The 18517-nt window shown below is 54.3% G+C and carries 21 protein-coding genes; 11 read left to right on the forward strand and 10 right to left on the reverse strand.

The genetic code is table 11. The features are described from left to right. The first annotated feature begins 430 nt into the window (after positions 1-430). Genes RYC18_RS20640 through RYC18_RS20650 form a run of 3 tightly spaced genes read left to right on the forward strand, consistent with a single transcriptional unit; the run spans position 431 to position 3639 of the window. Positions 431-1840, forward strand: coding sequence for a circularly permuted type 2 ATP-grasp protein (locus RYC18_RS20640; RefSeq protein ID WP_002552858.1), 1410 nt, complete (start codon positions 431-433; stop codon positions 1838-1840). Positions 1841-1852: 12 nt separating this feature from the next. Continuing rightward, positions 1853-2812, forward strand: coding sequence for an alpha-E domain-containing protein (locus RYC18_RS20645; RefSeq protein WP_003415868.1), 960 nt, complete (start codon positions 1853-1855; stop codon positions 2810-2812). Beyond that, positions 2809-3639 carry a transglutaminase domain-containing protein gene (locus tag RYC18_RS20650; protein WP_002552860.1) on the forward strand — a complete coding sequence of 277 codons (831 nt, stop codon included), beginning with the start codon at positions 2809-2811 and terminating at the stop codon, positions 3637-3639. The genes RYC18_RS20645 and RYC18_RS20650 overlap by 4 nt, the downstream gene beginning before the upstream one ends. Positions 3640-3698: 59 nt before the next feature. On the opposite strand, the gene RYC18_RS20655 is transcribed toward RYC18_RS20650, so the two are convergent. Further along, positions 3699-4070, reverse strand: coding sequence for a rhodanese-like domain-containing protein (locus tag RYC18_RS20655; protein WP_002552861.1), 372 nt, complete (start codon positions 4068-4070; stop codon positions 3699-3701). A 608-nt stretch (positions 4071-4678) separates the two neighbouring features. Here RYC18_RS20655 and RYC18_RS20660 point away from each other — a divergent pair. After that, positions 4679-5407 carry an amidotransferase gene (locus tag RYC18_RS20660; RefSeq protein ID WP_016981401.1) on the forward strand — a complete coding sequence of 243 codons (729 nt, stop codon included), beginning with the start codon at positions 4679-4681 and terminating at the stop codon, positions 5405-5407. A gap of 40 nt (positions 5408-5447) precedes the next feature. Here the strand turns inward: RYC18_RS20660 and RYC18_RS20665 are convergent, their stop codons facing one another. The 3 genes from RYC18_RS20665 to RYC18_RS20675 form a co-directional block, all read right to left on the reverse strand. Next, positions 5448-6419: a magnesium and cobalt transport protein CorA gene (locus tag RYC18_RS20665; protein WP_004664514.1), complete on the reverse strand. Its 972-nt coding sequence runs from the start codon at positions 6417-6419 to the stop codon at positions 5448-5450. A 124-nt stretch (positions 6420-6543) separates the two neighbouring features. Beyond that, the gene (locus RYC18_RS20670) at positions 6544-7233 is read right to left on the reverse strand and encodes a crotonase/enoyl-CoA hydratase family protein (protein WP_316886678.1); all 690 of its coding nucleotides are present in this window, start codon (positions 7231-7233) and stop codon (positions 6544-6546) included. Positions 7234-7358: 125 nt separating this feature from the next. After that, positions 7359-7652 carry a DUF6388 family protein gene (locus RYC18_RS20675; protein ID WP_004664517.1) on the reverse strand — a complete coding sequence of 98 codons (294 nt, stop codon included), beginning with the start codon at positions 7650-7652 and terminating at the stop codon, positions 7359-7361. A 162-nt stretch (positions 7653-7814) separates the two neighbouring features. On the opposite strand from RYC18_RS20675, the gene RYC18_RS20680 reads away from it, so the two are divergent. Next, complete coding sequence (locus RYC18_RS20680) at positions 7815-8144, forward strand: EthD family reductase (RefSeq protein ID WP_005782993.1); 330 nt, start codon at positions 7815-7817, stop codon at positions 8142-8144. Position 8145: 1 nt separating this feature from the next. Here RYC18_RS20680 and RYC18_RS20685 read toward each other — a convergent pair whose 3' ends face one another. Continuing rightward, complete coding sequence (locus RYC18_RS20685; RefSeq protein WP_005782994.1) at positions 8146-8565, reverse strand: DUF4124 domain-containing protein; 420 nt, start codon at positions 8563-8565, stop codon at positions 8146-8148. Positions 8566-8716: 151 nt separating this feature from the next. Here RYC18_RS20685 and RYC18_RS20690 point away from each other — a divergent pair, with 151 nt between their 5' ends. Next, complete coding sequence (locus RYC18_RS20690; protein ID WP_005782995.1) at positions 8717-8887, forward strand: DUF6021 family protein; 171 nt, start codon at positions 8717-8719, stop codon at positions 8885-8887. 52 nt (positions 8888-8939) lie between these two features. On the opposite strand, the gene RYC18_RS20695 is transcribed toward RYC18_RS20690, so the two are convergent. From RYC18_RS20695 to RYC18_RS20705, 3 genes are all read right to left on the reverse strand, one after another. Further along, complete coding sequence (locus RYC18_RS20695) at positions 8940-9308, reverse strand: c-type cytochrome (protein ID WP_316886679.1); 369 nt, start codon at positions 9306-9308, stop codon at positions 8940-8942. Positions 9309-9374: 66 nt separating this feature from the next. Continuing rightward, positions 9375-9905, reverse strand: coding sequence for a hypothetical protein (locus tag RYC18_RS20700; RefSeq protein WP_005744366.1), 531 nt, complete (start codon positions 9903-9905; stop codon positions 9375-9377). Positions 9906-10166: 261 nt separating this feature from the next. Further along, positions 10167-10670: a cupin domain-containing protein gene (locus RYC18_RS20705; protein ID WP_316886681.1), complete on the reverse strand. Its 504-nt coding sequence runs from the start codon at positions 10668-10670 to the stop codon at positions 10167-10169. Positions 10671-10884: 214 nt separating this feature from the next. Between RYC18_RS20705 and RYC18_RS20710 the strand changes: the two genes are divergently transcribed. The 4 genes from RYC18_RS20710 to RYC18_RS20725 all read left to right on the forward strand — a co-directional run bounded on the left by RYC18_RS20710 (position 10885) and on the right by RYC18_RS20725 (position 14907). Next, positions 10885-11142 carry a DUF1652 domain-containing protein gene (locus tag RYC18_RS20710; protein ID WP_004661336.1) on the forward strand — a complete coding sequence of 86 codons (258 nt, stop codon included), beginning with the start codon at positions 10885-10887 and terminating at the stop codon, positions 11140-11142. An 858-nt stretch (positions 11143-12000) separates the two neighbouring features. Next, positions 12001-12429: a hypothetical protein gene (locus tag RYC18_RS20715; protein ID WP_316886682.1), complete on the forward strand. Its 429-nt coding sequence runs from the start codon at positions 12001-12003 to the stop codon at positions 12427-12429. A gap of 173 nt (positions 12430-12602) precedes the next feature. Further along, positions 12603-13235 (forward strand): hypothetical protein, encoded by a 633-nt coding sequence (locus tag RYC18_RS20720; RefSeq protein WP_316886683.1) that lies wholly within the window; start codon positions 12603-12605, stop codon positions 13233-13235. A gap of 241 nt (positions 13236-13476) precedes the next feature. After that, on the forward strand, positions 13477-14907 hold the full coding sequence (locus RYC18_RS20725; protein WP_316886684.1) for a DUF2971 domain-containing protein: 1431 nt from the start codon (positions 13477-13479) through the stop codon (positions 14905-14907). 339 nt (positions 14908-15246) lie between these two features. Here the strand turns inward: RYC18_RS20725 and RYC18_RS20730 are convergent, their stop codons facing one another. After that, positions 15247-17016 carry a hypothetical protein gene (locus RYC18_RS20730; protein WP_316886685.1) on the reverse strand — a complete coding sequence of 590 codons (1770 nt, stop codon included), beginning with the start codon at positions 17014-17016 and terminating at the stop codon, positions 15247-15249. 528 nt (positions 17017-17544) lie between these two features. Between RYC18_RS20730 and RYC18_RS20735 the strand changes: the two genes are divergently transcribed. Then, complete coding sequence (locus tag RYC18_RS20735) at positions 17545-17793, forward strand: hypothetical protein (protein ID WP_005748168.1); 249 nt, start codon at positions 17545-17547, stop codon at positions 17791-17793. 34 nt (positions 17794-17827) lie between these two features. On the opposite strand, the gene deoC is transcribed toward RYC18_RS20735, so the two are convergent. Continuing rightward, positions 17828-18508: a deoxyribose-phosphate aldolase gene (deoC, locus tag RYC18_RS20740; RefSeq protein ID WP_005783012.1), complete on the reverse strand. Its 681-nt coding sequence runs from the start codon at positions 18506-18508 to the stop codon at positions 17828-17830. Positions 18509-18517 lie beyond the last annotated feature (9 nt).

Below are 18517 nucleotides of genomic sequence, written 5' to 3' on the forward strand. Positions count from 1 at the left end.
GCTGATTCGGGATACGTTCTGGATCGGCCGGTTCTGTTTTTGCTTCGCGCTCGTAAACAGTGGTCAAAAAAAAGCCACTCAAATGAGTGGCGCAAAGGGAAGTCTGTTTAAAGTCCGCACGCGTTCTTCGCCTGCTGGACAAAATAACGGTTGGCGCAAAAACGGCGTTTGGTGCCCTGTTTGCTCGGTTGCTGTGGAGTGTGGCGAACTAATGTTGTTGGCGGAAATCAACTCTGACTATGCTGATCATAGATTTCACGGTTGAATGACGCTTCCGAATGAGGCGCGAAATAATCGGCTTGGGCGTTTAGTGCACAGGAATGGTGCGTAGAACGTCGAGTGTTTACCTAACCTTTTGAAATCAAAGCGTTTATGCCGGTGGCACGGGCTTTGCGATGGTCTTGGTGTCCATGGTGACAAGGAGTACGGCATGATCCGCACCTTTTATGACGAGATGTACGATGCGGGCGGCGTAGTCCGTCCGCACTATCGGGAGTTCGCCCGCTGGCTGGGTGATACGCCTCCCGAGCTTTTGGCTCAACGCAGGCGCGAAGCCGATCTGCTGTTTCACCGCGCCGGGATCACGTTCACACTCTATGGTGATGAGCAGGGCACCGAGCGGCTTATCCCCTTCGATACCATCCCGCGCAGCATTCCCGCCAGCGAATGGCGTGTTGTCGAGCGTGGCTGTATCCAGCGCGTAAAGGCGCTGAACATGTTTCTGGCGGATCTTTATCACGACCAGCGGATTATCAAGGCCGGGATAATTCCTGCCGAACAGGTGCTGGCCAACGAGCAATATCAGTTGGCGATGCAGGGCCTGAACCTGCACCGCGATTTGTATTCGCACATTTCCGGCGTCGATCTGGTGCGCGACGGTGATGGCACGTATTACGTGCTGGAGGACAACCTGCGAACCCCGAGCGGCGTGAGCTACATGCTCGAAGACCGCAAGATGATGATGCGTTTGTTCCCCGAGCTTTTCTCGGCCCAGCGCATTGCACCGATCGATCACTATCCGAATCTGTTGCTCGACACGCTCAAGAGTTCCAGCCATCTGGACAACCCGAGTGTCGTGGTACTGACGCCCGGGCGTTTCAACAGCGCCTTTTTCGAGCATGCGTTTCTGGCTCGCGAGATGGGGGTCGAGCTGGTTGAAGGTGCCGATCTGTTTGTCCGCGACGACCGCGTGTTCATGCGTACCACCGACGGTCCCAAGGCTGTCGATGTTATCTACCGTCGGCTTGACGATGCATTCCTTGATCCGCTGGCGTTCAACCCTGATTCCATGCTGGGCGTTCCAGGACTTCTGGCCGCGTATCGCTCCGGCAATGTGGTTCTGGCCAATGCCATTGGTACCGGCGTTGCCGATGACAAGTCGGTTTACCCCTACGTCACCGACATGATTCGTTTCTATCTGGACGAAGAGCCGATTCTCAAGAACGTGCCGACCTGGCAGTGCCGCAAGCCGGAAGAGCTGTCACATGTGCTGGCCAACCTGGGCGACCTGGTCGTCAAGGAAACCCAGGGCTCCGGGGGCTACGGCATGCTGGTCGGCCCTGCAGCGACCGCCGCCGAGATCGAAGCCTTCCGGGCGCGCCTCAAGGCCAAGCCGCATGCGTACATCGCCCAACCCACCTTGTGCCTGTCGACTTGTCCGACCTTTGTCGAAAATGGCATAGCACCGCGACATATCGATCTGCGCCCCTTTGTTCTGTCCGGTCGCGAAACCCGCGTCGTACCTGGCGGGCTTACCCGAGTGGCCTTGCGTGAAGGCTCACTGGTGGTCAATTCGTCACAGGGTGGCGGAACCAAAGACACCTGGGTGGTCGAGGATTAAGGATGCCTGCCAATGTTAAGTAGAACTGCCTCTGATCTTTTCTGGATGTCGCGTTACCTGGAGCGAGCGGAGAACCTCGCCCGAATGCTGGACGTGAGCTATTCGCTGTCGTTGATGCCGCAGGACGGGCGGGGCGACGGGCTGGATGAAATAGCCATGCCGTTGCTGATTACCGGAACGCTGGAAACCTACATCGAGCGTCATGGTGAACTGCATGCCGAGCGCATGCTGCATTTTTTCGCGCTGGACGCGACCAACCCGGCCAGCATCTACAGCTGCCTGGGCGCCGCAAGGGCCAGTGCGCATGCCGTGCGCGGGCGTATCACTGCCGACATGTGGGAGAACATCAACTCCACCTGGCTGGAAATTCGCGGCATTGCTCAACAGGGTCTGACCCGTTACGGCATGAGTCGCTTTTGCGAGTGGGTCAAGGAGCGTTCGCACCTGTTCCGTGGTGCGACCTACGGCACCATCATGCGTAACGATGCGTTCCGTTTCATTCGTCTGGGAACGTTCATCGAGCGCGCTGACAACACCATGCGCATGCTCGACGCCCGCTATGAGATGCTCGAACTGCGTGGGCCACAGGCCAATGCTGCGGCGGACAACTCGGCTGCCGGGTACTACCAGTGGAGCGCCTTGTTGCGCGCACTGTCTTCGTTCGAGGCTTACACTGAAGTCTATCGGGATGCGCCAGGCGCGCGTCAGGTTGCCGAACTGTTGCTGCTGCGTGCAGACATTCCGCGCTCGTTGCGCGCCTGTCTGGAAGAGATGGACGTCATTCTGGCCAGTCTGCCCGGCGTCAATGGCCGACCTGCGCAGCGCATGGCCGCCGAGATGGATGCAAGATTGCGCTACACCAGTATCGACGAGATTCTGGCTGAGGGCCTGCATGAGTGGTTGAACGAATTCATTCCAATGCTGGCCCAACTGGGTGATGCCATTCACACTTCGTACCTGGAGGCTGCATGAGACTTTCGATAAGCCATGAGACCACCTATCACTATGATGACCAGGTGCGCTCGAGTATCCAGTATCTGCGCCTGACGCCTCACGACAGTGAGCGCCAGCAAGTGCTTAGCTGGCAATTGACGTTGCCGCGCCCGGTGCGCGCGCAGATTGATCCTTTCGGCAATATCCTGCATGTCCTGAGCCTGGAAGAGCCGCACGAGGCGATCATCATCGGCGCGCGCGGGCAGGTGGAAATCGACGAAACCCGTGAGGCCGAGCACGAAAGCCAGTCGGCATTACCGTTTTTGCGCGTTACCCGGCTGACCGAGCCTGACGAAGCGATTCGCAGTTTCGCAGCCAGGGAATGTCGCAAGCGCGCTGACCGTAGCGCATTGATCGACCTGATGCAGGCGCTCAACCAGCACATGACTTACACGCAGGGTGCGACCGAAGTCGACACCAGTGCCGCCCAAGCCTTCGCCGGACGCTCGGGGGTCTGTCAGGACCATACCCACGCCTTCCTGGCCTGCGCCCGAAGTCTTGGGGTGCCGGCACGTTATGTATCCGGTTACCTGTGCAGCGAAGACAGCGAACACTTGTCCAGTCACGCCTGGGCCGAAGCCTGGATAGATGACGCCTGGTACAGTTTTGATGTCACCAACCAGCTGGCCATTCCTGAGCGCCATTTGAAGCTGGCGGTAGGGCTGGACTATCTGGATGCTTGCCCGGTGCGCGGCATGCGCCGGGGTGGCGGGTCTGAACAGATGCACGCCAAGGTCGTGGTTTCACCCATGACCGGTACGCCAAAAGTGAAAACCCGCGTGCAGGTCCAGGCGCAGCATCAGTAGCTTTAACGCACTGACCTGCGCTTCACTGAAATGGCCGGAATTCAAACTCCGGCCATTGCTTATTCGGCAGGGTCGTCGGTGGTGCTGTAGAGCGCGTTGTGCAGCTCTTCATAATTACCGCCATTGATGACGCTGAAATAGCCCGCCGCCCTGAGCTTTTCCTGAGCCTTGTCGGCTTTGCTGTCGGTGCTGCTGAAAATAACGAAAACCGCATTGCGGTCGTTGAGCACCTGCTTCATCTGATTGACCAGCCGCCGGTCATCGACCCGTACCGCATTCAATACCGTGCCAGCGTCATAGTCGGTCTGGCTGCGTACATCCATCGCCAGTTTGCCTTCCTTGAGCGCAGCCACAGCTGCAGCCTGATCTACCATGCCCGCGTGGGCTGCGAAGCTGCTGACAAGTGCAAAAACAGCAATCCATTGGCGCATAGGCGCGTCTCCTTCAGTCGAGTGGAAAGAGTGGCACAGTTACACACTGACCGAAAGCGTGTCAGATCAGCCGAACAACCTGTTCAGGTTAGGCACGATCAATAACAGCGCAGTGGTAAAGAGGATTAATCCCGCCTGACGTACTTTGGAGTGTTTGAACTTGAACATGGCTGACCGCCTTTTGTTGTTATTCCTGAGCGACAGAAGCAGGTCTATTCCGCAACGCAGAGAGTCGACCGCTGGCATGGGTGCGCATTGAACAGGTGGACCCGGTCATTTGACCGCTGGCCCGAGCGCTTAAAGGATTTTGCGCGCCTCCTGTTACAGATTTAACAATAGAGCCGAGGTGCCCCAAGCCTTAGAACGGTTGGGAATTTAAACGCCTACTTATGCAACTTAACGTTATCAATCAACTGCTCGCCAGAGGCTCAGGCCTTTGCTAGACGCTTCATTCACATCGGTCAGCTTTGCACCGTTCGTCCGGGTCAGACTTTTCCTACGTGCATTAAACCTCCGACAAGGCGCGGGGTGCTGCTTGATTTGCCGATGCCTTCAAGGCAGGCTCTGCCCGTGCGCTATTGCCTCATCATTGTTTCAGGGCCTCTTTTATGTCTTTACGCATCTGTATTCTGGAAACCGACAACCTGCGACCGGAGCTGGTCGAGCAATACCAGGGGTACGGGCGGATGTTCGAATTGCTCTTCGCTCGCCAGCCAATCGCTGCAGAGCTGACGGTTTACAACGTGGTGCAAGGGGACTATCCACCTGCAGACGAGCAGTTCGATGCTTATCTGGTGACCGGCAGCAAGGCAGACTCGTTTGGCACCGATCCCTGGATTCAGACCTTGAAGGTTTATCTGCTGGAGCTGTATCAGCGCGGCGAAAAACTGCTGGGTATCTGCTTTGGTCACCAGTTGCTGGCCTTGCTCCTGGGCGGCAGGACCGAGCGTGCCGTGCAGGGGTGGGGTGTGGGTATTCATCACTATCAATTGGCACCCGCCAGACCGTGGATGACGCCAGCAATGGACAAGCTCACGTTGCTGATCAGCCACCAGGATCAGGTGACCGCGCTGCCCGAGAACGCAACGGTGCTTGCATCCAGCGAGTTCTGTCCATTTGCGGCCTACCATATCAATGATCAGGTGCTGTGTTTCCAGGGCCATCCCGAGTTCATTCACGAGTTTTCCCGGACCTTGCTTGATCTTCGTCAGGAAGCGCTGGGCGAACAGGTTTACCAACAGGGTGTTGCCAGCCTGGATCACGACCATCATGGGACGACGGTGGCAGAATGGATGATGCGCTTTGTGGCGCACAAGCCGGAAAAACAGTCTGTCTGATCCGGCGCGTGGCTGTTTGAACGGGAATGCAGTGGCGGTGCTATAGCCAGCCAGAGCGCTTGAAGCTGGCAAACAGCGCCGTACACCCGCCCAGAATGACGCCCAGCACGATGAAGTAGCCGTATTCCCACTTGAGCTCCGGCATGTTCTCGAAGTTCATGCCGTAGATGCCGGCAATTGCGGTTGGAAAGGCCAGAATCGCTGCCCAGCCAGCAAACTTGCGCTGCACGATGCTTTGTCTCGAAGACTCCAGCAACAGGCCGATTTCGATTGTCTGGCTGGCGATGTCACACAGGTTGCCCAGGTCTTCCATCTGCCGCTTGACGTGAATTTCCACGTCGCGAAAGTAGGGGCGCATGTTCTTGTCGATGAACGGGAAACTGAGTCTCTGCAGTTCTTCACCCACTTCCACCATCGGCGCTACATAACGGCGCATGCGCAAAAGGTCACGGCGCAGTGCATGAATGTGCTGGATGTCGGATTCGCGCAACGAGCCGCCGATGACACTTTGCTCCAACAGTTCAAGTTCGGCATGGATGGCTTCGGTCACCGGTTGATAGTTCTCGGTGACGAAGTCCAGGAGGGCGTAGAGCACGAAGTCTTCGCCGTGCTCCAGCAGCAGTGGCCTGGCCTCGCAGCGCTGACGCACCAGCCCGTAGGACTTGGAATGGCCGTTGCGCGAGGTGATGACATAGCCCTTGCCCGCGAAGATATGGGTTTCGATGAACAGCAGCTTGCCGTTTTCGCGTACCGGCGCGTAGGTCACGATAAACAGCGCATCGCCAAAGGTTTCCAGCTTTGGACGGCTGTGAACCTCCATGGCATCTTCAAGGGCCAGTTCATGCAGGTTGAACTGTTCTTTCAGGCTGGTCAGTTCCTCATTACTGGGCTGCTCCAGGCCGATCCAGACGAAATGATCGGGTTTGGCGGCCCAGGCGGCACCCTCATCAAGGGTTATATCGCGGACTTTTTTGCCTTTGCTGTACACCGCTGCTGCAACAACTCGACCCATGGCGCTATCGCTTCTTCAATATGTCAGTGGCGCAAAAAACATGCGCGGTAGCTGATCAGATTGATCAAATGCGTATGAGTTCGCCGGTAAACAAAAGCCCGCGCGGGCGGGCTTCGATTGGGTATCACAGCATGTGTTGCCGATCCTGCTCGATAGCTGCAGCCAGTGTATCGAGCAAGGCTTTTCTGACCTTGAGTTTGGTCTTCTTGTGCGCGCTCATGTTGATCTTCTTCAACTGTGCGGCGACCGCAAGTGCGGTGCCTTGCAGTTCATCGACGCTGACCACCTTGTCCAGGAAGCCGGCGGCCATCGCTCCTTCAGGGTCGAACATTTCGGCATTGATCACCGAGCGATTGAAGGCTGATTTACGCAACCGGTCACGCGCCAGTTCGATGCCGGCGTGGTGCATGGTCATGCCGATCTGCACTTCGTTCAATCCGATACTGAATGGCCCTGCGACACCGATTCGATAATCGGCGGACAGCAGCAAAAAGGCACCCTTGGCAACGGCGTGGCCGGGGCAGGCGACGATGATCGGGAAGGGGTGCGACAGCATTCTGCGCGCCAGGGTGGAGCCCTGAGCAACCAGATTGATCGCCGCTTCGGCGCTCGAGGTCATCACCTTGAGGTCGTAGCCGCCCGAGAGAATGCCGGGCTGTCCAGTGACGATCACGATTGCCCGGTCCTGTTCGGCCTGATCCAGCGCAGCATTGAACGCGATGATTACGTCCGGGGAAATGGCATTGACCTTGCCGTTGTTCAGGGTCAGCGTGGCGACACCGTCGTCCAGATGGTACGAGACCAGATCACTCATGACGTGATTCCTTTATTGAAGTGAGCAGACGTTACTCACCCATAAGGAACAGGTAAAGCGCTGACTGATGAGTCACTCGGTAGATCGCCAATCAATGGCCGATTTACCCTCAACGGCGGCTCGGGTCATGGCTGGATATCGTTGAAGCCGCAATATTCTTCCCAGTCCATGCCCAGCGCCTCGGCGACCTGGCGGTGTGCTTCAAGGCGCATGCTCTGCAACTGTTCGGGCGACTCGGCAATCAGTTCCAGCGCCAGTTCCCAGGTCTCGATGCCTTGGCTCTCGGCCTCATCTTCAAAAGCCCACTGTAATTGCTGCTTTTGCTCTTTCGGGCTCAACGCGCTGATTTCGTCCTTCAGGGTCGGATGGGTCGCGAGGTATTTCGCCAGCGCGGCCTCGTTCCACTCAAGCGTATTCATGCGGGGTTCCTCAAAACGTTTCGATAGCCCGGCCGCTTTTCACGGCAGGGGGCAAGACGGCGTGATTGTGAGGGAGCACGTCATTGATGTCAGCACCCGGCCGCAATAATCGCTAGAGTGCTCAGACGAATGTATTGATCCTTCACTCAGGAGCCTATCAAGATGATTAAAGTCAGTGTGCTGTATGCGTATGAAGAGGGTGCCCGTTTCGACCACGATTACTATCGCGACAAACACTTGCCGCTGGTGCAAGAGCTGATGGGCAGTTACTGCAAAGGCTACAGCGTCGACAGAGGCATAGGCGGAGCAACGCCGGGCTCCGAGCCTCGGTATATCGGCATGTGCCACATCTATTGCGATTCCATAGAAGACTTTGAAGCCGGCATGGGGCCGCATTCAAAGCAGATCAATGCCGACATCACCAACTACACCGACCTGATCCCGGAGATACAGATCAGCGAAGTGCGTGCCGATGTGAAAACCGCGCGATAGCTTATCGAGCGGCGTCCTGGCGAGCCGCTTGTTTTTTTGAAGACATGCCACCCGACGGATCAAAGCACTGGCTGTCGTAACGCGGGCTCTGGCACTGCGAAGGGATGTTCGGCGGTGGCGGGCGGTTTCGTTGATACGCCTTGTAGCGTTCCGTCTCGTAGACCGTCACGTGGGTGCGGCCACTGATCTTCAGGTATTCAGTGGCCTTGAGATTGGTCTGGTGAACATAATCGATAGGCTCACCCTCGCGCCGCATGTTCGGCGGGCCCTGGCGCTGCAGCGCGCTCTGTGCAGCGTTGTCACAGGGGATCGACGCATAGCTCACCTGTCCCTGCGCTGATGTGCATTTGAAGATCTCGCCGTACGCCGTGCCTGCACCCAGCAGCGCTAACACTGCCAGCGTGATTGAAAGCCTTTTCATGGTTCTCTCCTTGCATGGCGCAAGGCTACCATTTGCCTCTGAACGCCGCCATATCCTCTTGCTGCAAGGCCCCGTTCGTCAGACATATCGCACGGCTATGTTGATCCGCTTTCTGACTATCAGGTTCTGAATTTAACCAGTGGAGGCTCACATGACCGGCACCAATCCAGGCAGCAGCAACGAAGACAAGAATGATCCGGGTTTTGACGAAGAGTCACCGAAAACCCAGGACCCGCAAATCGATCCGAGCGAGCCCGCCAAGACTCCAGCCACTGACAAGGGCAGCAAGGATGATTACCCGCCGTACACCCCGGATAAGTAACTGAGCGACTGCCCTCGGTAAACACCGAGGGCGGTTTATCTACCTGTCCGTATTATTTGTTTGCGTCCAGGTATTCGAGCAGGTCTTCCATTCGCTCATCGTTGCCCATCCACCACAGTTTCATCCGCGTGCCAGGCACGACTTCGCCTGGGTCTTTGATATACGTGCGCAACTCTTCGCGCGTCCAGACCAGCCCCGAGTTCTTCATCGCGTCGGTGTAAACGTAGCCTTCCTGATGCCCCGCCTGACGACCAATGATGCCGTTGAGGGGCGGGCCAAATGCGCTGCGTGCAGAAGGGCCGATCTTGTGACAGCCCGAGCAGAGGCGGGTGAAGACTGCTTTCCCGGCCTCTGCATCGCCCGCGCCTTGAGCAAGCGCAGGCAGGGCCAGTGCCAAGAGGAGTAATGTGGTTTTTTTCATCGGTCATCCACAGCGCGTTCGGCCTTTTGCTCAAAAGTGGCAAATGTTAGCGCAATTATCGCGGGATCACTTGCTGGCCGGTATCTGGCTCGACAGTTCGTCGAAGTCACGCTTGTAACTCGCCATCTCGGCTGCGCTGACAAAGCTCTGCTCAAGAACCAGTTTCTTCGCTCCGGCTTCGATGGTCTCCAGCTGGTGAAGAAAGCGCTTTTTCTTTCTGGCTTCCATTCGTGTGCCTGCCTCATCGATAGCTGTGCGTAGCTCTGTTGCCCGCTGGTTTACGAAATCCTGGCCTCGACGATCAACGGTGAGCCCGTCGTTTTCGACATAGCCCTCCAGCCCGGTTTTCTTCAACACCAGCCAAAGTGCCTGATCCGGCGTGAACGTACCCTTGAATTTCTTGACCTTTCTGCTGCTGTCAGCGCCCAGATCGACCTTCACCGGGCAGCCTGATCGATGCGCCAGTTGCTGCAAGGCCTCGTCCAAACGTTGCGAAGGCATGTCATACGCCACCGGCGCCATCTGACACGCAGCGAACGCGGGAGCAGCCGCCAGACACGCAACGGCGATGAGCAGTTTTTTCAGGGTATTTTTCATGATTGCAGGGTTTCATCCGGGAGGTAGGACTTGGAAATCGTTTTCTGCATGATGTTCCCTGTCTGCCCGACGCTTGCTTGAGCAGTCGTGTCCCTGATGTCTCTTGACCCATGCCAGACGCTGCATGCTCAAATCGCAGACAAAGAAAAGCCCGCGATGGGGGGTAGCGGGCTTAAGGTCTTGCTGGGAATTGAGTTAACAATAAACCCGCGAACGTGAAAAAAGCGTGAACTGCCGGATACAATTTATGAACAATTGAAATCAGGGCTCGCCTTCCCAGTAATCGAGGTTTTCAGTGGTCCGCTGGTTAGCGGTAAACACCCGGGTTCCCTGCACTGAAACCATCGCCTGGTACTTCCCCGAGTCGGGGTATTCACAGACCTCCGGCGTTTCCCGGGTGCTGATCGACAGGTACTTCAGCGGCGCCTGCGAGGTGTTGATTATCTGATGAGGGTATTCGGAGCCCGCCGGGATAAACACGATGTCACCCGTCCGGATCGGCAGCATCTCGCCTGCGACACGCAAACTGCCTTCGCCCTCAATGATCACGAACATCTCTTCCTGCGCATGATGAAAGTGATAAGGGCACGAGCGCTTGCCCGGCGCGACGACATCAATCGAGGCCCCGAGCTTTTGCGCTGCCGTGCCCGCGCCCAAACGGGCTGCCGAGCTTTCATAGAGAGGTTCACGAACCTCATGTTGGAGTGGGGCCTTATTGAAATTGCGAATCAGACGAGACGCCAGTTCACGTGCGCGTTCATTCATGTCGGTCGACGCTCGGGGAGTTCAGAAGAGGGTACTTTAGACCAGACAGCGTGATGCGTTGCAGGCAGTTACCTTGATCAGAAAAAACAGTCCCGGGCAGTCGCCACAAAAAGTCCGCCGCGCCGTGTGCAGCAGTTGCGCAGGTCGGAAACCTATTCACCTAAAACTCGTCTACTCTTTACATCACGATTCAGCCCTTTGCAGAGGACGCACCATGTTTTCAAAACCCGATATTCAACGCGTTCTTGAAACGGCCTTTCTGCCGTCAAAGTGCGAGTGCGTCGTCGCGCTGGATGAAACCTTTTCAGTGAAGCTTCTCCACCCCGAGTCAGGTGATATCCAGCTGTATGTAAAGGGGCTGTCCTTGTCCGAGGTAGAGAGCAGCCGATCCATCGCGCGGCTGGTGCTTTCGCTGAGAGAGCAGAGGGATCTGATGGGGTTGATGGATTTGTCCATGAGGCGGTTGGCGTAGGGACTGGGATCGGATTTTGATTGGGATTGTTTGATTGCATTCAGAACGTCCTATCGTTTCCAGGCTTATCTTGGTCATTCGCCCATGCGGCGTCTGACAGCCGATTTTTGAAACGTCAGAAACCGCAAAGCCCCTGAATTGCTTTCAGAATTCAGGGGCTTTGCGTTGTATTGATATGACGGTGAAGGAGGGGGCTCAAGTAATCGTCAATGGCGTGGTGCGATACCGGAGCGTTTACCCTCGCGAGTCCATCACCAAGACAATGACTTGATGCTTTCCAGGGAAACGAACCTTGAGTCGGGCCTGAGGTTGGATTCCCTCACATAACGAAAGCCCCGGTGCTCGCGGTTCGAATACCAATATGATGCACAACCACCGGCGCCCAATGGCAGGAGCCGCATTTGCACATGGGTCCTCAAAAATGATGGAAACTGCAATCACGGCACCAGCAGTAATGCCCGTCTTTACCTCAGTTCATACAGCCGCAGAGGCGTTGCCGTTTGTGAGTTACGCTGGGAGGATTTCAAAAAGCTCACCCGCATGGATTTAGAAAAGGCCTGTGCGGCGTTCTTCGCCGGCGGCTGGTTGGCGAGGAATGATTCTACATCGCCGTGTAATGTCCAGGGTATTGCGTCGGGTCGCAGGCGTTTCCGCTTGGGCTTGAATCTGCCGGTGGCGACTGATCGCTATCGGCCAGAAGCGGACGCTTGTAACAGGTAAAAAGATATTTCTTTTCGTTCTGAACGCTCGCTTCTAAGCTGTGAGACGTTGCCACACCGTTGCTATGCGCGCTGACGATGCGTTGGGTCTACATGCCCGTATGATTAACCCCCCCCTGCAACACCATGGAATGACCAGATGCACCCATCGCTAAAACAAGCGCTCGACATCATTAATATTGAGCGCAATGCCGCCGAGTACACCCAGGCGTTTGACGCGGTGCAGGACGTGGTAAGCGTATTTGGCGAGCTTGACCTATCTAATCGCCTGTTCGCGAATATACCCCGAACAGTGCCCGAAGAGCTGGTTGCCGAACTGTTCAATTTATTGGCTTGGCAAACAAACGATAACGGCGCGGCAATGACGCGTGAGGTCGAGACGTGGCTTAGAGAACAGCTCGACCCGCGCAAGCTTAGGATTGCCATGAGCCTGGATGTATATCCATTTCCAGATGCCCAGGAGATGTATCAGGTGTTGTCCACGCTGGCTGCGGCTATCCCAGAATTGGCGGCTATGTGCCAGACGCTCATGACGTCGCGAAAGGCGAGCATACACAGTCAAACATGACGAAAGCCACTGGGTCCGCTTTGGGTCGATAGCGGTCGGCTTAGCGGTGCATTGGCAGCAGGGTGAGGGGACTTCGATGCTGATCACTAGCGACAGCAGACATTTTCTGTGTTATCGCTGATACGCTATTTTTAACCGAACACCTGTTGGCCGCCAATACACAGGGGCGTGAGATGGATATCAAAGAGTTTTGCCTTGCTCATGGATTTGATATGAGCAAATGTGGAGTCGCGTTAGGCGGTGGTGGTTTTGAAATGACAGAGTTGAAAACCTCACCTGTCGAATTTTTGACCTTGGCGGAAGACGATTTTGAACGGGGCGGGTTGGCGGCTCTCGTCAATACAACGACCAATGCAAAACGCGCCATTGTCTGTCAGTTTGATCAGTTGTTGATCTCTTTTGGTTACTCGTCACTTCGATGGAACGTGCCAAAGAAGATCGAACGGCTAAGGGCGCTTGGATTATTGGCACCGAGTCTGTTGCGTAAAGTCGTCGATATACGAAATATTCTTGAGCACGAGTATGCGACTCCTGAGATTGAAAAAGTTGAAGAGGTGTTGGATATCGCGAGTCTATTTGTTATGTCTGCCTCAGCTATGTTCATTCCATTCGATGATGTCTTGGAGTTTTCGCGTCCTGACTTAAACGTGACAGAGAGTTCTGTCACTCGTATCTCGGCAGGACTGAATCGTGAGTCCGGCAGGGTTTTTACACTATCTATGCCTATGAGCCTAGGGAGTATTCCGAGGGTTGCGTCGGTCAGTGTGAGATTCAATCAGGACATGTCTTGTTCGAGGCAATGGTAAAGCTTTTCGCTTCGCTGATGCTTCGATACAAGGTAAACCAAGCGCTCCGTGATTTTGAAGCTGCGTATGCCAAGCTATGAATCGTTGAATTAGATTTGGGCTTGAAGGGGCTGCAATCGGACAAAAGCGGACCTTAAATGACGTAACCTTGGTGGTATGACTTGCGGTGCCGGGTCAGATCGAAGCGTAGATGCCCAGCATTGTGACAAACGGAAGCTCAAACAGACCTGGAGTGACAGTAGTGCTCAATCATCTTTATAGGTTTCGCCCTGTCAGTAGCCTGCTTGGCGGTAACAGAGAAAGCGAGCTGGAGGGGTGCTATATCTATTTCTCGCCACCGGAAAAGCTCAACGACCCACTGGAAGGACACCGAGAGGTCATATGGAAAGGGGATTCGGTCGTATGGGAGAATTTCTTCCAGCATTTCATGGACTGCTTACTCATTCGAAATACTCAATACTTTACTGATGAGTTTGAAGCTTTAGATTTTCCGATATATCCAAATTATGAAGTTCAAGCAGTGCCGCCTAAAAACTACAAAGAGATTGCCGATCTTATATCGAGATTTTTTGACTCTCCAAATGTAAAGAGACATATCGCAGTTTTGGCATTTAAAGAGCGAGAAGTAAATCAGAATGAGCTAATGCTGCACCTGCGGTCGATTCAGTCCTTTGCAATGCATATTATTTCTGAAGTGTTAGTGTCCTGCAAACTTATTGAAAAAGGCTACGGTATAAATGGCGCATTGCATGAGGAGTTGCTGACAGTTTCAACCAATCTTCTAAACTATTTCGAAGGCCTAGGTGATGAGCTGTTAGAGGCTGAATTCGATAGTTCTGCATTGGCATTTTTAAGAAGTGATGATCTGGTAAAAGGTTATGCTAGGTCGAAAATAGGCGAGCCCAAAAATTGGACAAGGCTTTGCATAGATTTTCCGGAAGAGTTTTTGGCCTCCAGGATCAAACTCACAACTTCTGAATGGTTTGTAAGCTGTTTCATGGAGAATTGTGAGAACTCGGCAATCTGGGGTACGTATGGCAATAACCATCAGGGCGTTTGTCTTAAATTTAAAGTGAACAATGATGAAGGGCAGCCTGGAATCTCGCTCATGAAGCCCGGATTAAAGCAGGGCATAAAGTGGTGGACTCAAACCAAATTTCACTTCAGTAAAGTCTCCTATACAGAAAAAAGCCCTGATCTTGATTTCTTTTGTAGCCTAGCTGGATATGGCGCTCAAGAAGTTATAGATAAATGGTATACCGATAAAAGCGGAAATGTAAGTTCGCGAAAAATGGATGTTTTCGAGAACCAACCGCAATGGCATGCTAATTATCACAGAGACAATTTTAAAAGCCTTACGGTAAAAACAAGGCACTGGTCGAATGAGCAAGAGTACAGGCTAATTCTAAAGTCTCAGTTTAACTCCTATATTAACGAAGATGATAGAAAGCTTCGGTATACCTTTGATGATCTGGACGGTATTATATTCGGGATAAAAACCGCTGATTCAGACAAGTATAGGCTTATCGAAATGATAGAGAGGATGTGTCAGACAAGAAACCGTGAAGAATTCACATTTTACCAATCTTTCTATGATTCTTCCGCTGATGCCATTCTTTATCGGCCAGTTGCTCACGTAGGCAAACAAGGTGTTAGAACGCATAGGGACTGAGCACCGGTCCAAGCTGACCCCGGTTTGACGAGAAACGGCGACTGTTCACAGCGATCTCATCGAAGCTCGAAGCTCGAAGCGAAGAAGATCTAAATACCTCTCGTCTTTCGATCTTCCATTCCCTTTCCAATCGCCACCCCAACGAACGTTGACCCCTACCTTCAGGATGGGCCGGAGTCGGCCAGAAGCCGACAGTCATAAAAGGCAGTTTTCGACCAGCGCAGCGTTGGCATTGCCATCGCTGCGCGCTAAGCCGCTGCGCTTAACTGGCGAGCGGCTTAGCGGACGAGTGCCAGGCGAGCCGAGGTGAAGAAATAATCGTACCAGCGTCCTTGACCGCTACTCGTCTTGACCATCCGGCTCACCGAACAAGTATTTTGCTGTATACCAAATCGACCGCCCGACGTTGTGAATGAGCTGCTCTCCTTGCCGCAAGGGCGAGTTATCTTCATTAACGCCCGCGAGCTGGATCGCATCTGTAACCTTCGAACCAGTAGGATGCGCATCTCCCACTCGCATGCCATAAGCACCGGCAATTTCAGCAAACACCCGTTGGGCGCCGTCGATTCCAATACTCTGAGCCAGAATACTTTGTAGCAGTTTATTCGAGCCAAGCTTATCTTTCTCCGCGTGTGTAGAAAGCTTGCGTAGTTCGCGTATGTTGAGTCTGTCCGAGAATGTTCGGATAATATCTTTGGCCAATCTGAGTAGAGTTGGTCTATCCTTGCTCGCAAATCTAGATATTTGTTGCCCTGCCTCGGTATCATCAATGTTATGGGTGAATAAGGATATATTGTATTTTTCCCGAAACCCATCTTCTAGAAGCCTCATGCTTCCAAAGAATAGTTCTTCAACCGCATGTGTAGATGCTGGTTTTGCCTTCACCTGCGATTCTAGCAACTCGCTTGAGACTTTCCCTTCTGGAGCAGTGTTATATGCTGCCCAAATATGTTGTTCCCACGAGGCCAAGCGTGCGATGTCATAGGCGTAGACAGTAAGCAGGTCAGAGCTATTGATCCCAAAGTGAGTTTTATACCCTGATGTGGACTGAATGGCCCCAGTTTCGCCAGTGTACCAGGTCAACTTAAAGCCGCGATTAGTCAGAAGCTCAGTGACAACGCTCGCCCGAAACCATAACCAACGACCGATGTCCTCGTTCCTAAGTGCCCGTGATGGCATTCGAGTCCCATCAGTTTCCACGATGAATTGAGGGAGGTTCTGATCAGTATCTCCACGAACGCGCTGGCTTTTTGATTGGTGGTCAACCCACTCCTCCCGCCAAAACTCGCCCTCGACCCGAACACCTGCATAGCCTCCACGTTGCCCATTGGAGCTTTCATGGCCTGTGTTCGTATCATTTTCAGGCCCCATGACCGGAGCGTCTTCTTCCTCATCGACGTCCGTCCTCCACGCACGAAACACCGCCCAGCTTCCCCCAAACACGTCATTGAGATCCCTAACGATTAGCTCGAACCTACCGTTATCTCTTTCCTCGCTTCGTGTTTGCAAATTTGAATAAACACTGTTCTGTAAAGCGGCGACATTTTCCACTCTCTGTCGATAATACGATAGACGAAGCGACAAATTTCTAGCTGCCAAATAATCAATTAGAAACTCTCTTTTTATTTCAATAAGACGATGTTCGCCGTTCGTGTCGAAGGTTTCGCGAGCTACTACTACGAAGTTTTCTTCAGGTCTAACCCAATTAGCACCTTCTTTGATGAGGCCTAGGGCCACGATGAGGTCCGGACTCAATATCCATTTATTGCCACCTATGACGGGCTGCGGCTGCACGTAAACTAAGTTAAAGCCTATTGGCTCTTTATCGTTATACTGATATTGATCGATTGACGAATAATATCCATCTTCGTACGCATACGGGGCGACCGTGTGCCCTATTCCTATGTCGCTCCAGCCAAGGCGTTCTTCGGCAAAAACTCGATGTTCTGGCGGGAATGCAACGGAGCCACATCCAAAATACTCACTGACATGACCTATCTCTTTCAAATCTCCGTTCTTGTCTTCTACAGACGCTCTCAAAGGAACCCATGCCGCGCTAGAAAATACTCTGCGAGTTTCCTTGGTTTGGAGAATCCACTCTTCATTCATGGTTGAACTTCCGTTATTCATGATAGCGTTTGGTAATAAAGGACAGCCCTTCGTCTTGTTTACCATATTAGCTCGCGACTGGTTGGCGTCAGTGCAGAGGCTACTCAGGATGCCAGGGCTGAGGATGGAGTAGCAACGCGCCTAGCCTTCGAGGGGCTAACGGCTGTATTCATCTGCTGGTGCTCAAGCGGGGGAGGAACCGCGCTCAACGGTAGGCCGCTTTTGACCGATTACTGCATGTCGCGAGGGGCCACAAACGATCCAAAGCTGACATTGCCTGTAGCTGAAGTTGACCGGCCATGAGTCAGTATCGCAGTCATGGAATTAAGATGGTCTTCCGGCTGATTGCTTTCTCGGTTTACAGCCTCCCTGAAGCCTCCCGGCGCAAGATAAATATGCAAATACCCGGAGTGTCGGGAGCCTGGTGCAAAGCCGAAATGACAGATCGTTCCCATCCCGCTCAAAACCGACTGAACTGTGAAGCCCTCACGGGGACTGAACTTAACACCCTTTGAAGGAGCCAGCCCCATGAACAGCGATCAACTCAATCAACACGACGCCGAGCGTCTTCACCAGCGAGTAGCGGCCGAACTGGGCATTACGGCCGAAGAGCTGACCACCTGGATGATCAACGATATCGAACGCGTGACCGAGGGCGGTAAGGACGTCGGGCACATGGTGGTATTCCGTGAGTCAACCCCAGCGCAGGTTCTCGACAAGGTTCAGCACAAGCAAAGCCATTTCACGGCCATGACCGGCGTGATCGATCTGAGCTAAGTGCAGCGGGCTTTGATGTTCAAAGCCCGCAGACTCAATAGCCTGCCCCCGTACCTGCGCCTGTCACGATCGCAATCCCGGAACTGGTGCCCAGGCGTGTTGCGCCGGCTTCGATCATCGCTCTGGCCGTGGCCACGTCGCGCACGCCGCCAGACGCCTTGACGCCGATATCGGGGCCTACTACGCGGCGCATCAGTGCCACATCCTCAAGCGTCGCGCCACTGCGGCTGAAGCCGGTGGAGGTCTTGACGAATGCCACGCCCAGTTCGCGGCAGATCTCGCAGGCGCGCACCTTCTGCGCTTCATCGAGCAGGCAGGTTTCCAGGATCACTTTGAGCGGCACCTTGCCACAGGCCTGCAACACCGCGGCGATATCATCGCGGACCTCATCGAACAGGCCGTCCTTGAGCCAGCCGATGTTCAGCACCATGTCGATTTCCTGAGCTCCGGCGGCGATCGTCAGGGTTGCTTCCGACGCTTTGCTGGCACTCAGCCCGGCACCCAGCGGAAAGCCCACCACCGCACAGACCTTCACGGCAGACCCGGCCAGTTGTCGAGCGGCAAAAGGCACCTGGCTGGAGTTCACGCACACCGAGTAGAAGCCGTGTTCCCGGGCTTCGGCGCAAAGTGTGGCAATCTGCTCTCGGCTGGCATCCGCGGTCAGCAAGGTGTGATCGATGGCCTGGGCCAGTGCAGCGGGTTCGAGTGAATTCATCAAAGGATT

Source organism: Pseudomonas syringae group sp. 247E2, from assembly GCF_032587795.1.
Taxonomy (GTDB): domain Bacteria; phylum Pseudomonadota; class Gammaproteobacteria; order Pseudomonadales; family Pseudomonadaceae; genus Aquipseudomonas; species Aquipseudomonas amygdali.